General features: G+C 62.4%; 14 protein-coding genes. All 14 read right to left on the bottom strand.

Going from position 1 to position 12,899, the window contains the following annotated elements; all coding sequences use genetic code 11:
* Positions 1–47: 47 nt before the first annotated feature.
* The 14 genes from Q4S41_RS08820 to Q4S41_RS08755 all read right to left on the bottom strand — a co-directional run bounded on the left by Q4S41_RS08820 (position 48) and on the right by Q4S41_RS08755 (position 12,890).
* Complete coding sequence (locus Q4S41_RS08820; RefSeq protein WP_305030745.1) at positions 48–590, bottom strand: phage tail protein; 543 nt, start codon at positions 588–590, stop codon at positions 48–50.
* A 33-nt stretch (positions 591–623) separates the two neighbouring features.
* Positions 624–1,163: a phage tail protein gene (locus Q4S41_RS08815; protein ID WP_305030744.1), complete on the bottom strand. Its 540-nt coding sequence runs from the start codon at positions 1,161–1,163 to the stop codon at positions 624–626.
* 26 nt (positions 1,164–1,189) lie between these two features.
* Positions 1,190–1,726: a phage tail protein gene (locus Q4S41_RS08810; RefSeq protein WP_305030743.1), complete on the bottom strand. Its 537-nt coding sequence runs from the start codon at positions 1,724–1,726 to the stop codon at positions 1,190–1,192.
* Positions 1,727–1,810: 84 nt separating this feature from the next.
* Positions 1,811–2,503, bottom strand: coding sequence for a hypothetical protein (locus Q4S41_RS08805; RefSeq protein ID WP_305030742.1), 693 nt, complete (start codon positions 2,501–2,503; stop codon positions 1,811–1,813).
* A gap of 743 nt (positions 2,504–3,246) precedes the next feature.
* Positions 3,247–3,915 carry a response regulator transcription factor gene (locus Q4S41_RS08800; protein ID WP_305030741.1) on the bottom strand — a complete coding sequence of 223 codons (669 nt, stop codon included), beginning with the start codon at positions 3,913–3,915 and terminating at the stop codon, positions 3,247–3,249.
* A 64-nt stretch (positions 3,916–3,979) separates the two neighbouring features.
* Positions 3,980–4,774, bottom strand: a complete 795-nt coding sequence (locus Q4S41_RS08795) for a sensor histidine kinase (protein WP_305030740.1) — start codon at positions 4,772–4,774, stop codon at positions 3,980–3,982.
* Entirely contained in the window at positions 4,753–5,400 is a 648-nt protein-coding gene (locus Q4S41_RS08790; protein ID WP_305030739.1) for a hypothetical protein, read from the bottom strand. Before Q4S41_RS08790 ends, Q4S41_RS08795 begins: the two co-directional genes overlap by 22 nt.
* A gap of 60 nt (positions 5,401–5,460) precedes the next feature.
* A complete protein-coding gene (locus Q4S41_RS08785; RefSeq protein ID WP_305030738.1) occupies positions 5,461–6,162 on the bottom strand; it encodes a hypothetical protein in 702 nt (233 codons plus the stop codon).
* Positions 6,163–6,401: 239 nt separating this feature from the next.
* On the bottom strand, positions 6,402–7,418 hold the full coding sequence (locus Q4S41_RS08780; protein ID WP_305030829.1) for a zinc-binding alcohol dehydrogenase family protein: 1,017 nt from the start codon (positions 7,416–7,418) through the stop codon (positions 6,402–6,404).
* A gap of 154 nt (positions 7,419–7,572) precedes the next feature.
* The gene (locus Q4S41_RS08775; protein WP_305030737.1) at positions 7,573–8,361 is read right to left on the bottom strand and encodes an SDR family oxidoreductase; all 789 of its coding nucleotides are present in this window, start codon (positions 8,359–8,361) and stop codon (positions 7,573–7,575) included.
* 32 nt (positions 8,362–8,393) lie between these two features.
* Entirely contained in the window at positions 8,394–9,230 is an 837-nt protein-coding gene (locus Q4S41_RS08770; RefSeq protein WP_305030736.1) for an amidohydrolase family protein, read from the bottom strand.
* The gene (locus tag Q4S41_RS08765; protein ID WP_305030735.1) at positions 9,217–10,074 is read right to left on the bottom strand and encodes a fumarylacetoacetate hydrolase family protein; all 858 of its coding nucleotides are present in this window, start codon (positions 10,072–10,074) and stop codon (positions 9,217–9,219) included. Before Q4S41_RS08765 ends, Q4S41_RS08770 begins: the two co-directional genes overlap by 14 nt.
* Positions 10,075–10,165: 91 nt before the next feature.
* Positions 10,166–10,930: an SDR family NAD(P)-dependent oxidoreductase gene (locus Q4S41_RS08760; RefSeq protein ID WP_305030734.1), complete on the bottom strand. Its 765-nt coding sequence runs from the start codon at positions 10,928–10,930 to the stop codon at positions 10,166–10,168.
* Positions 10,931–11,081: 151 nt separating this feature from the next.
* On the bottom strand, positions 11,082–12,890 hold the full coding sequence (locus tag Q4S41_RS08755; protein WP_305030733.1) for a RagB/SusD family nutrient uptake outer membrane protein: 1,809 nt from the start codon (positions 12,888–12,890) through the stop codon (positions 11,082–11,084).
* Positions 12,891–12,899: the final 9 nt, after the last annotated feature.

The following is a 12,899-nucleotide window of genomic DNA, read 5'->3' as shown; positions in this document are numbered from 1 at the left end:
GGCTGCTGCCCAGGCCGGCGCGGTTTATTGGTGGCAGAGGCAAGGAGTTAGCCGCGCGAGGGGAAGATGCCCGTTATGGCAATGGCATAGTTCATTACCATCAGGGGCTGGCGGTTTTCGTGGGGCTGGCTGCCGCCGCTGTTGTCCGTGTTGCCCGTAAACTGCCCGCCCAGGGTCGTGTTGGCCGAGCCATTGGCGTACTGGTTGCCCTGGTTGGCAGGGGGAGCCGGATACGTATTGGCGGGCGACTTGCTGTCGGCCGAGTCCGCCGTCTTCACCGTGCCCGAAAAGGCGTGCTGGTGCGCCGGTATCTGGTTGGCGTTTAGCGCTACCGATTCGGAGCCGGCCATCTGGCCCGGCGAGTAGTTGGCGCCGCTGGCCGTCGACTGGCCCTGGCCCAGAATTACGCGGCCGCGCAGGTCGGGCAGCTTGAACGTGGTCACGCCGTCGCCGCCGTAGGTGGTGCCGAGCAGCGAAAACAGGGCCTGGTTCTGGTTAACGGGCAATGTCTGGCCCTGGCAGAGCAGCCAGCCTTTCGGCGGAAAATTGAAGCTCATGAGGCGAATTTCGCCGAGGAATATACCGTCCATGTGATTGGGAGCAAATACGAGGTGGAAGAGAAGCTACTGTTGCGACGGGTAGATGCCGTACAGGGCAATGATGTAGCTCGTCGCCAGTACGGGCTGGATGTTGAGGTGCGGCGCGCTGCTGCCCACCGGGGTAGTTTGGCCGGTCACGGAGCCGGGGGCCAGGGTGGCATTCGCCCCCGCCGGGCTGGCGTATTCACTTGTTCCATTACCCCCGAACTGATTGTTGTCGGGCGTATTGGCGGGCGTGCCGCCGGTCATCGCGCTGATGGAGCTACTGACCGGGTGCGTATGCGCCGCCATGTTCAGGGTGGTCAGCGTCACGCTCTCCACGCCCGCATTCATCCCCATCTGATAATTGGTGCCCGAGGCGGCCACCCCTTGGCCTACCACCACCCGGCTCTGCAGATTGGGCAGGGCAAAGGTCGTTTGCCCGTCGCCGCCGTAGGTCGTGCCGACCAGCTGAAACAGCGCGGGGTTTTCACTGATACTGACCAGGCTGCCGTTGCAAAACGCCCAACCTTCCGGGGCGAAGTTGCCGGCAAAAACGCGGATTTCACCAACGTAGTTATCCATAAGAAAAGCTGTTTAAATGTCAGGGGTTAGGAACGGGGCGGGAAAACGCCCACCAGGCAGATGATGTAGTTCATGGTCAGGTAGGGCATCATGTTGCTGTGCGCCTGCCCGCCCCCGCTTGGGCTGGAAGTGCCCTTGATAATGCCCTGGCCCATGGTTTTGCTGCCGACTTCTTCCCCGTACTGGTTGACGGGTGTCGTAGCCAGAAAATTATTGCTGGGGCTGTTCTTGTCCGCTTGGCCATCAAAGACCGGCAGCGTGCCGGTGATGGTGTGGAGGTGGGCCGGAATCTGCGTCATATCCAGCGTGACGCCCTCACTGCCTACGGCCGCGCCCCGCGGGTACGTCGATAGCCCCGGACCCTGCCCCGCGTTGATGATGGCCCGGCCGCAAAGGTTCGGCAGGGCGAAGGTGGTCGTCCCATTGCCGCCGTACGTCGTGCCCAGAATCGAGAACAGGGCCGTATTTGACCGGATTTGCATAATCTGGCCCTGGCATAAGGCCCAGTTCTGCGGCGCGAAACTGAACCCGACGGCGCGGATTTCGCCTACGTAAGCTTCCATAAAAAAGAAAGGTGAAAAAAGGTGAAGGTGAAAAAAGCAGGCCCTCGCAACCGCTTCGGCCCGTAACTAAAGCATTGGTAGCAATCAGGCTGCCGGGGCCGCAGCATCGTTGGCCGGCCCGTGCCCGGCATCCACCACGCGGCGGGCCTTTTTATACTCGGCCGCCATCTTTTCAAATTCCGGCTCCTCGCCCAGGCTGTCCATCCGCGTGTCCAGCGGCTCGAAGTCCGTGCGCAGCTGCGCTACCAGTTTGCGGCCCGTGGTGCGCAGTGTGCTGCCCGCCAGCATCTGCCCGCGCGGCGTGCCCACCAAGGGGCGGTAGGCCTCCATCGTCTCGGTCAGCGCGGTTAGCCTCTTCGCCATCACGCGCTCGGCCATTGCCGCTGCGGCCACCCCGGTGGCCGCAGCGGCAATGGCCTCCAGGGCCTTCACCAGGTTCTCGTCGCGCAGCCGGTCCAGGTCCGATTGCTGGTAGCCCGCCGCCTTGGCCAGTTCCGGGCGGTACTGGTTCAGTTGCACGTTGCGTAAGCCCTTCACCACCCGCATGGCCGCCACCACAGCCGCGTCCTCGGCCCGGTCCTTGGCATCGGTGTTGCCCCGGTTGCTCGTGCCCGCCAGCGCGGTGCCAATGGCATCGAAATCGGCCAGCAGCTGTTGCACCTTCAGGAAGTCGGGCACCATGCGCGGGGCGACCGGCTCCCACAGCTTGCGGTAGTCCGTGCGCTTTTGCACGGCCCGGCGTGCCATCGCCCGGCAGTTCGCTTCTTTATCGGTCATGGGAAAGGAAATAGGAACAGTAAGAAGAAGCAAGCAGGGCAACCACTACGCCATTCTAGGGGTAAATAGGATGACGGTGGTAAAAGATAAGATTTTCGCGATAATAATTTGCGTCGCGGTGGCAGGAAGTTGATTTTCGCGAGAAGCAGCGCCGTCGCAGCGTAGGTAAAGTCGCAGCGTAGGTAAAGTCGCAGCGTAGGTAAATAGGATTGCGGCGGCAAACAGTGGTATGGCGTCGGTAGTCCGATGGGTTGCGGCGGCGGCCGTCTCGCTACGCGGTTGCCCAGGCACCAGCCCACCGCGAAACCAGCGGCCCAGCCCGGCTGCTGGTTTCGCGGCTCCCCAGCGTTGGCCGGTGCGGACTTTGCGTAGAAAGTAGCTCCATGGGCGCCCTTCAATAACCAGCGGCTAAAAGTGTCCAATCGGTGCTTTAGCAAAAGGACGTTTGAAGTAATAGCAGCATAAATGTAAGATGAATTTTTAGCTGTTATATATTAAATATTCCGTTAAAATAAAATTCCGCTCCAAGCAGCCGGAAAAGATGATTTGGCGACAAAAACATATTTTGCTCCGTTCAACTGCCTCATCTGACCGTTGAAAACAAGTCGACCGACCCACCCGGTTTGCATCAGCAAAATAAGGAGCTACATACCGCAGGCTTTAGCGTAGAAATACGTGCTTCTAAAAACCACGTATTTTTACGGGGGTGCCCCCGCCGGACGTGGTCAGGCGCGGCGCTGCCATTACGATTCCAGCAAGCCGTGCTTGGCGGCAAACCCGACCAGGCCCGCCGCATTGGGGGCGCCGGTTTTCTCCAGCAGCTTCTGCCAGTGGCCCTCCACCGTGCGCCGACTGATGAAAAGATGGGCGGCAATTTCGGCCGCCGTGCGTCCCTCGCAGATGAGCCGCAGCACTTCCTGCTCGCGGGGAGTGAATTGCTCCTGCTCCTGCAGCTTAACGGACGGCGGACGGGTGGGCTGATGCAGGCCCCGCATGAGTGCCCGCGAAATGCGCGGCGTGAAGTGGTAGCCGGTAGTAAGTACCTCTTCAAGGGCGTGAATGAGCTCCTCCTGATTGGCGTCTTTGGGCAGGTAGCTACGGGCGCCGAGCTTCATCATCTGGGTGATGTACTTGTCGGCCGAAAACATCGACAGCACAATGATTTTCAGGGCGGGGTATTGGCGGAGCAGCTGTTGGGCTACTTCGGCGCCGTCGGCACCGGGCATTTGCATGTCGAGCAGTAGCACGTCGGGTAGTCGTTGCTCGCAAATGACCAACAGCCCCGGCAGTGTGGATGCCTCTTCTACAGCCGCCACGTAAGGCAACGATTGAAGGATGAAACGCAAGCCCTGCCGGAACATGGGATGGTCATCGAGCAGGGCAATGTGGGCGGGCGAGGAGGGGGCGGCCATATACAATGGGGGTAGCCAAGGCTGGGCGAAGTTAATGGTTAAGAATCTGCGGGAGGGAAACAGGCTAGGCTGGTGCTTTTAGTTGGATGATGAAGCGGCTGCCCCGGCCTGGCGCCGACTCCTGGTGCAGGCGCGCGCCCAGCATTTGCACCCGCACGTCGATGTTGCGCAGGCCGGCCCCGCTCCCGGCAGGGGCCGGGCCCAGCGAAAAGCCGCAGCCGTTGTCGGCTACTTCCAGGGTCAGGTGCTGGTGCTGCTGCTGCAAGCTTACCAGCAGTTGCGTGGCGCCCCGGGCGTGCTTCAGGGCGTTGTGCATGAGCTCCTGGCAAATGCGGTAGAGCGCCAGTTCCTTAGCCAGCGCCAGGGGATGGGTGTAGTCAAGCTCCAACTCGATGGCCATCGTCTCCGTCTCGTTGCACACGTCCACCAGGTGCTGAATGGCCTCGGCCAGGCCAAAGCGGGCGAGCACCGCCGGGTAGAGACTGTGCGAAATGCTGCGTGCATCCTGCACAGCCGCGGCCATCAGCTCTTCCACCATGGCCAGCAACTCGGGCGCATTTTCGGGCGCGGGCCGGTTGCTGAGGCGGTTCACGAGCAGCTTGGCCGTGGCAATGGTGGAGCCGATGCCGTCGTGCAAATCCTGCCCGATGCGCTCCCGCTCGCCTTCCTGCGCTTCGATGACGGCCGCCAAGAGTTGCTGCTGGTGCACCGATTCGGCCATGCGCAGCTGCAGTTCCTGCAGCAGCAGCCGTTTTTGGTAGGTAACCAGAAACAGCAGCAGGCACCCGGCGGCCAGCAGCATCATGCCAATGCTCCAGAACAGGAGAGGGCCGAAGGTTACTTCTTCCGGGGAAGCCATAGGGCCAGGCTGTAACAGCAGTAAAGCGTGATAAACAGCAGGGAATGTACCATCCAGACGGTCATGTTCAACTGGTCGGAATACCGCAGCAGGTAATTGCTGAAAAGAGCAATCTGCAGGTAGCCGAGGCAGTAAATTATCAACCCGGCCGACACCCAGAACATGGGTTCGCGCTTGAGCTGCTGCACGCGCAGCTCGTGCAGCAGCTTGCGGAAGTACAGCCCCACCAAGCCGAGCGTGAGCACGCTTTGCAGCACCTGTTGGCCGGGCCGGAATTCCTTGAGCATGCCCGCCGAAAAACTGTCGAACAGCACGTAGGCCCCAAAAGCGCCCACCAGCCAGGGCGAGGCCCGCGTGAAGGCCGGCGAGCGCAGCGTTTTGGCGTAGACCAGGACCAGCAGCCCAAATTCGCCAATGGCGCATAGGGGCATGAGAAACAGGTTGTTGCGCTGTTGCAGCATCAGCGCGTAGGCGATGAGGTCGAGCGGCAGAATGAACCAGACGAGGTAAGCCAGGCACCGCAGGTTGTTCGGCAGGTAACGAAAGCGCAGGGCACCAATCAGGGCCGCCGCCACTACCGGCACCAGTGTCAGCCGCGTGAGCCACTGCTGAAGCGTTAGGTGCAAAAAGTCATCCATGCTGGCAACTCGCTATTGCATTGAGGGGCAGGGGCAGCGCCGGCCCTGTTAGTGAACCGGCGGGCAGGGAAACGACAAATCGTAGAACAGGTCGCCGTCGTCGCCTTTGCCAACTGCCGACAGCGGGTCGTAGCGCCGCACCACCAGCCCGAAGGTCTGGGTCAGGCTGTCGAGGTTGGCCGGCGAGTAGTAGTTGTGCAGGCCCAGCCAGAGGCGGATTTCCTGCTTATCGTAGGGCTGGTCGGTGAACAGGGGCTTGACAAAGTCCTTGAGGTCGAAGTTGTAGCCTTCGAGCGGGCCGTCGGGCGTGGCAAACAAAGCGGGGGCCACGCCCGCCGCGCTTTGCCAGTTGTTGAGCCACACGGCGGCCAGGCTGTCCGGCACGGCCTCGCCCAGCTGGGAGCCGGCGGCCGACGTCCACGACGGTTCGGCCAGGTAGTAGGCCGATTTGCGGCCCTCGGCCTGCTGCGTGTCGTCGGCGGCAAACAGCACGAGCGAAAACTTCTTCTGCCCGCCCGCCGGCAGCAGCACAAAGCGGGCCTTTACCTGCTGCGCCCCCACCGCCGACACCAACTCCACCACGCGCGAGATGGGAAAGCTGACGTACAGCACCCGGTCGCCCGCTTCGGTCTGAAAGACTCCGGGCAGCGTCGGGCTGTCGGGCTGGCCGACGAGCGACAGCCAGTCGGCCGCGTACTGGTTGAACTCGTCTTGCGAAAGAAGGCCCGGGGAGATGGAGTTGTTTTGCATTGGTTGAAAGAGAATGAAGGAATAAGGAGGGGAAGGGAACCGCAACGAAGCCCGGCGGCCTGCAAAATAGCGCAGCCGCAAGGCCCACCCAACAGGGCCACCAAAGGGCCTTTTGCCGAGTTGCGAGGGCAAAGTACAGGGGCAGCCGCAGGAATTGGGCAGGTAGAATTACGGGGTTTTAAAAACCACGTAATTCTACGGGGGTGGGCCGGGGCCTGCGCCCGAACGCCGGGCCTGGCTTAGTCGAACTCCACCATGGCTTTGATGACGCCGGTGGCGGGTTCGAGCCAGCTTTCAAATTGGTCCTTCACGGCCCCAAACCGCACGCGGTGCGTGATGTAGTTGGTGGGGTTCACCAGCCCTTGCTTCATGGAGCGGATGACATGCTCAAAATCGGCACGGGTGGCGTTGCGGCTGCTCATCAGCGTGGCTTCGCGCTTGTGAAACTCGGGGTGGGAGAAGCTGATTTCGCCCTTTTGCAGGCCCACCAGCACCAGCCGCCCGCCGTGCGCCAGATACGGGAAAGCCCCCACAATAGCCTTCTGGCTGCCCGTGGCGTCGATAACCACCGTGGGCATGTCGCCGTTGGTGATGCTGCGCAATTGCTCCACCACATCGGGCGCCAGCGCATTGAGGGTGTGGGCCACGCCCAGCTTTTCCCGGCAAAAAGCCAGCCGCTGCTCGTTGATGTCGAGCGCAATGACGTGGGCGTCGGCAATGCGGGCAAACTCCATCACCCCCAATCCAATGGGCCCGGCGCCCACCACCAGCACAAACTCGCCGGGCTCCACCCCGGCGCGGCGCACGCCGTGGGCGCCAATGGCCAGCGGCTCCACCAGGGCCAGCTCGTCGAAGCTCAGGCCTGCGCCGTGCACCAGCTTGTCGGCCGGCACGGCCACCACGTCGGTCATGCCGCCGTCGGTGTGCACCCCGAAAACCCGGATGCTGGCGCAGCAGTTGGGCAGGCCGCGGCGGCAGGCAATGCAGTGCCCGCAGTTGAAATAGGGGATGAACGTGACGGCCTCGCCCGTGGCAAAGCCGTCGGCACCGCCGGCGTCCAGCAGCTCGCCGGCCAGCTCGTGGCCCAGTACGCGCGGGTAGCTGAAAAACGGTTGCGTGCCCTGAAAAGCGTGCAAATCGGTGCCGCAGATGCCGATGCGCCGGATGCGAATCAGGGCTTCGCCGGGCCGGGCGACGGGGTGGGGGTGCTGCTGGTAGGCAAACTGGCCGGGTTCGAGACAGACGAGGGTATTCACTTTGCTGAGTGATGAGGTGGTGAGTGGAGAGGTAGTGTGCCCGTCAGTCATGCTGAGCGCAGCGAAGGACCTTCTCACCGATGAACAATAGTCGTTCAAACGTGAGAAGGTCCTTCGCTGCGCTCAGCATGACTGACGTTTCCTGACTATGCTACTAGGCATTGGCCAGGGCGCGGTCGAGGTGGACGTAGCCGCCGTCGACGTGGACGATTTGGCCGGTGGTGTGGCTGCTGCGGCTGGAGAGGAGGAAGGCCGTGGTGTTGGCCAGCTCCTCGGCGGTGGTCATGCGGTTGCCGAGCGGGATTTTGCTGGTGATTTCGCGCAGCTTCTCTTCCGGGTTGGGCAGGGTCTGAATCCAGGTTTCGTAGGCCGGCGTCCAGCTTTCGGCCACCATCACGGCGTTCACCCGAATGCCGTATTTGAGCAGCTCCACGGCCCACTCGCGGGTGAGGGCGTTGCGGCCTCCGTTGGCGGCAGCGTAGGCCGAGGTGTTGCCCTGGCCGGTTTCGGCGGTTTTGGAGGTGATGTTGACGATGGCGCCGCGCGACTTGATGAGCTCCGGCAGGGCGTGGTGGGCCATGAGGTAGTAGTGCACCACGTTGCGGTGCAGGCTTTGCATGAAGCCCTCGTAAGTGCCGGTTTCGAGGCCCACGCCGTCGTTCACGCCGGCGTTGTTCACCAAGCCGTCGATGCGGCCGAACTGGCTGATAACGGCCTGCACGGCGCGGGCGCACTCGTCGGGCTCGGCCAGCTCGGCGGCCACCTGCCCGGCCCGGCCACCGGCGGCCTCAATGGCGGCCACGGTCTGCCGGTTGTCGGCCTCGTTGCGGCCCACAATGACCGGCACGGCGCCCTCCTGAGCCAGCAGCCGCGCAATGCCTTCGCCGATGCCTTTGGCCCCGCCGGTTACAATAATGACTTTATCCTGAAGCTGTAAATCCATTTTTTCAGTGAGCAGTTAACAGTGAGCAGTTATCAGGAGGCCAGCTTGTAGAAGCGCGCAGCATTATCACCCCAGAACTGGGCTTGCTCGTTGGGCGAGAGCTGCGCGACGTAGTCGGCCACCAGGGCGTGCATGCGGCTATAGCCGCCGGCCACATTGCACACCGGCCAGTCGGAGCCAAACAGCACGCGGCCCGGGCCAAAGGCTTCGAATACGACGTCGAGGTAGGGCCGGAAATCGGCCGGTTGCCAGCGCTGCCAGTCGGCTTCCGTTACCATCCCCGAGACTTTGCACCATGCATTTTCACGCGCGGCGAGGGCTTGAATATCGCGCCGCCAGGGCTCCAGCTCGCCGGCTTTGATGAGCGGTTTGGCGAGGTGGTCGAGCACAAAGGGCTGCGTCGGAAATGCCTGCGCCAACTCGGCCGCGTAGCCCAGTTGGTCGGGCAGCACCAGCAAGTCGTAAGTGAAGCCGTGGGCGGCAAGGGCCGCCAGCCCGCGCCGGAATTCGGGCCGCAGCATGAGGGCGCGGTCGGCTTCGCCTTGCAGCACGTGCCGAAAGCCTTTCAGCTTTTCAAAATGCGCGTAGTGCGCCAGCCGCTCCACCACGTTTTCGGCCCGCAAATCGACCCAGCCCACCACGCCATTAATGAAGTCGTGCGCGTCGGCAAGCCTTAGCAGCCAGTCGGTTTCGGCTTCGCTCTGGCTGGCCTGCACGGCCACGCAGCCGTCGAGGCCGTGTTGCTGCAGAATAGGCGCCAAATCCTGCGGCAGAAAGTCGCGTTGAATAACGGCCATAACCGGCGTTATCCAGGCGTCACGCTCGGGGTCGAATTGCCAGAAATGCTGATGCGAATCAATGCGCGGCATACGCTTTCACGGTTTGGCGCGAGGTGCCGAGGCCGTCGATGCCCAGTTCCACCACGTCGCCGGGCTTGAGGTACACGGGGGGCTTCATGCCCAGGCCCACGCCGGCCGGCGTGCCCGTCGAGATGATGTCGCCGGGCAGGAGCGTCATGAACTGGCTGAGGTAGGAAATCAGGAAGGGAATCTTGAAAATGAGGTTGGCGGTGGTGCCGTCCTGCATCATCTGCCCGTTCACCGAGAGCCAGAGGCGCAGGTTGTCCACGTCGCCGATTTCGTCGGGCGTGGCCAGAAACGGGCCCACCGGTGCGAAGGTGTCGCAGCCCTTGCCCTTGTCCCAGGTGCCGCTGCGCTCCAGCTGAAACTCGCGCTCCGAGACGTCGTTGTGCAGCGCGTAGCCGGCAATGCATTCGTGGGCGTCGGCCTCTTCCACATAAGAAGCTTTCTTGCCGATGATTACGGCCAGCTCCACTTCCCAGTCAGTTTTTACCGAGTTTTTGGGAATTATGAGGTCATCGAATGGCCCCACGTAGGCCGTGGTCGATTTCATGAACAGCACCGGTTCGGGCGGGGGCGTGGCGCCGGTTTCGCGGGCATGGTCGGCGTAGTTCAGGCCAATGCAGAGCAGCTTCGAGGGCCGGGCCACCGGCGGGCCGAGGCGCTCGCCGGCCGGGATTTGCGGAAGTTGGCCTTCGTTTTCTTTCACGAACTGAGCGAGGCGGGCGAGGCCGTCATTTGCAAAAAACGCTTCGTTGTAATCCTCCCCAAACGCGGAGGTGTCGTAGTGCTGGTCGTGGAGGATAACGCCGGGTTTCTCCTGGCCGGGCTGGCCGTAGCGGATGAGTTTCATAGGTGGTTTAGGGTGTGTTGGAGAATTATTCAAAGAACGTCATGCTGAGCGCAGTCGCAGCATGACGTTCAATTGACTGACCAGACTGCATTTAGGTGTTCAGCTTGATGAAGCCGCCATCGAGCGGGTAATCGCAGCCGGTCACGAAGCCGGCTTCATCCGAGGCCAGGTAGAGGGCCAGAGCGGCCACTTCGTCGGGCCGGCCCATGCGGCCAATGGGCTGGCTTTGAGAAAGCTTGTCGAAGATTTCGGCTTCCCGGCCGGCGTAGTTTTTGGCGATGAAGCCGTCCACAAACGGCGTGTGCACGCGGGCCGGCGAGATGCTGTTGCAGCGAATGTTGGCGCCCAGGTAGTCGCGCGCCACCGAGAGCGTCATGGCGAAAATGGCGCCCTTGCTCATGGAATACGCCAGGCGGTCCGTCAGGCCGACGTGGGCCGCAATGGAGGCCATGTTCACGATGGCGCCGCCGCCCTGCGCTTTCATCAGCGGCACGGCGGCGAAGAGGCAGTTGTAGGCGCCCTTCACGTTCACTTGGTACACGCGGTCAAAATCGGCTTCAGAGGTGGTTTCGACGGTGCCCACGTGGGCAATACCGGCGTTATTCACCAGCACATCGACCCGGCCAATGGCCTGGAACACGGCCACTACGGCGGCCTGCTGGCTCACGTCGGCGGCGTGTACCCGGGCCTGCCCGCCGGCCTGCTCAATTTCGGCCACCACGTCCCGGCCCGCTTCGGCGTTCAATTCGATGATGTGCACGGCGGCGCCCTGCCGGGCAAAAAGCAGCGCAATGGCCCGGCCGATGCCGCTGCCGCCGCCGGTGATAACGGCCGTTTTTCCGGTTAACTTAAACATGCTGTGAAGGTGCTGCAAAGAGCTTGATGAGCGGAATGGGGAGGCGCGGATGGTTGCGGCTTCGTCAACCACCAGATATGCCAATGCGCCGCCATCCGGATGGGATAGCGACGCATTGAGGGGTAAGGAGTTAAGTCGGGCTGGCCACGCCTTAGAGCATGGGGTCGAAGCTGCCGCCCCAGTCTTTGTTTTGCTGAATCTTGTTGTTGTTGTCGATGGCCGCCTGCGGAATGGGGAAGAAGTAGTACTTCGACTGCCAGGCAATGCCCCCGGCGTTGCGCGTATCCAGGATTTTGGGGGCCAGCGTGAAGTAGTTGGTATACACCATGTCCAGGTTCAGGTTGTCGCGCGTGGTGGCAAAATCGGTGGGAACGCCAGTGGTTTTCAGCGTAATGGTCAGGCCGGTGCGCTTCGTGTTGTTGAGGGTTTCCATCTTGCGCCAGCGGCGCAAATCCCAGAAGCGTTTGCCTTCGAAGGCCAGCTCCAGCTGCCGCTCGTAAAGCACGGCTTCGAACATCTCGGCCCGGGTCATGTTGGCTTTTAGGCCGTAGAGTTGGTCGGCGCCCGCCTCGATGCCGGCGCGGGCCCGAATGGCCTTCAGCTCCGTGTAGGCCTCGCTCAGCTTGTTCACGCCGCAGGCACTTTCGGCCAGGTTCAGCAGCACTTCGGCAAAGCGGATTTCAATCCAGTCGGTGCCCAGGTACTGCACTTCGCTGGGCGAAGCCGTGGGGTTGATGGCCTTGCGGCAGTAGAAGCCGGTGTTGGTCGAGCCGCCGGTTTCCACTGTGGTGGTGCCCCGCAGGTAGGTCCAGAGGCGGTAGCCGGTGTTGCCGTTCAGGGGCCAGGTGGCGCCGTTGTAGGCAATGGTTTTGTCGAAGCGCGGGTCGCGGTTTTTGTAAAACAGCTGGTCGGTGTAGGTATAGCGGCCCGTTTCGCTGCGCTTCTTGCCATCAAGCATGGGGAAGGCTTGCGCCATTTCCCAGGTGGGCTGGTTCTGGCCACCGCCGGTGCCGTTCACGGCGGGGCGGGTCGAGTTGTCGTAGGTGTTGTTGCGCTTCAGCTGGTCGCCGGTGGCTGTGTTATAGCTGGTCACCATCACGGCTTCGGGGTTGTTCACTTCCTGAAACCAGAGCTGGTCGAAGGACGTGTGCAGGCGGTAGCCGTTGGCCGTGAGCAGGGCTTTGGCCTGCACGTTGGCGTCGTAGGCGGCCTGCCACTTGTCGGTGGTGGTGAACTGGGGGCTGGCGGCGTACACCAGCACCCGGCCTTTGAGGGCGGCGGCGGTGCCTTTGTTGATGCGGCCCCAGTCGGCGGAAGCCGTCCACTTGCCGGGCAGCACTTGGATGGCCGAATCCAAGTCGGCCACGATGGCGGCGAAGGTTTCGGTGGTGCTGGCGCGCGGCAGGTAGGTCAGGTCGCGCGCTTCGGGGCCCACGCCGTTGAGCGGGCTCATCACCAGCGGCACGCCGCCGTATTGCCGCACCAGCTCGAAGTAGCGCCACGCCCGGAAAAACTGGGCCTGGCCCCGCAGGCGGCCTTTGGCGCCGGCGGGCAGCGGGCCCACCTGCACGTTGCTCAGGAACATGTTGATGGTCCTGATTTTGCCGTAGTTGTTGGTGGCGCTCAGGCCGGTGCCAAACTCGCCGCCCACGTCCGATAGCTGCAGCGTGCCGGCCAGCAGGCGGTTGTCAGCGTACGCCTCGTCGGCTAGGCCGGCCACGTTGTAGTTGCTGGCCGTGGTGTTGCCCGCGTTCAGGGTGGCCGAAATGATGGGGTCGCCCCACTCCGGCAGGTTTTGGTTGTAGATGAAGCTCAGGTTGAGGTTGGCCAGCGTGGAGTCTTTGAAAATAAGCTCCGTCGTGGACTGCCCCAGGTTCTCCTTATCGAGCACTTTTTCGCAGCTGCTCAGCCCGAAAGCGGAGGCAATGGTGGCGAGTGCGATGTAATGAAATGGTTTCATGTTGCGGAT

Source organism: Hymenobacter convexus, assembly GCF_030580955.1.
In the GTDB taxonomy this organism is placed as follows: Bacteria; Bacteroidota; Bacteroidia; order Cytophagales; family Hymenobacteraceae; genus Hymenobacter.
This window is presented reverse-complemented; position numbering and strand designations above follow the sequence as displayed.

Coding starts and splice junctions, on each gene's coding strand:
- Q4S41_RS08785 (WP_305030738.1), bottom strand. CDS start 6,162: ATGCAAAACAACTCCATCTCCCCGGGCCTTCTTTCGCAAGACGAGTTC.
- Q4S41_RS08805 (WP_305030742.1), bottom strand. CDS start 2,503: ATGACCGATAAAGAAGCGAACTGCCGGGCGATGGCACGCCGGGCCGTG.
- Q4S41_RS08760 (WP_305030734.1), bottom strand. CDS start 10,930: ATGTTTAAGTTAACCGGAAAAACGGCCGTTATCACCGGCGGCGGCAGC.
- Q4S41_RS08770 (WP_305030736.1), bottom strand. CDS start 9,230: ATGCCGCGCATTGATTCGCATCAGCATTTCTGGCAATTCGACCCCGAG.
- Q4S41_RS08815 (WP_305030744.1), bottom strand. CDS start 1,163: ATGGATAACTACGTTGGTGAAATCCGCGTTTTTGCCGGCAACTTCGCC.
- Q4S41_RS08795 (WP_305030740.1), bottom strand. CDS start 4,774: ATGGCTTCCCCGGAAGAAGTAACCTTCGGCCCTCTCCTGTTCTGGAGC.
- Q4S41_RS08800 (WP_305030741.1), bottom strand. CDS start 3,915: ATGGCCGCCCCCTCCTCGCCCGCCCACATTGCCCTGCTCGATGACCAT.
- Q4S41_RS08820 (WP_305030745.1), bottom strand. CDS start 590: ATGGACGGTATATTCCTCGGCGAAATTCGCCTCATGAGCTTCAATTTT.
- Q4S41_RS08755 (WP_305030733.1), bottom strand. CDS start 12,890: ATGAAACCATTTCATTACATCGCACTCGCCACCATTGCCTCCGCTTTC.
- Q4S41_RS08765 (WP_305030735.1), bottom strand. CDS start 10,074: ATGAAACTCATCCGCTACGGCCAGCCCGGCCAGGAGAAACCCGGCGTT.
- Q4S41_RS08810 (WP_305030743.1), bottom strand. CDS start 1,726: ATGGAAGCTTACGTAGGCGAAATCCGCGCCGTCGGGTTCAGTTTCGCG.
- Q4S41_RS08775 (WP_305030737.1), bottom strand. CDS start 8,361: ATGGATTTACAGCTTCAGGATAAAGTCATTATTGTAACCGGCGGGGCC.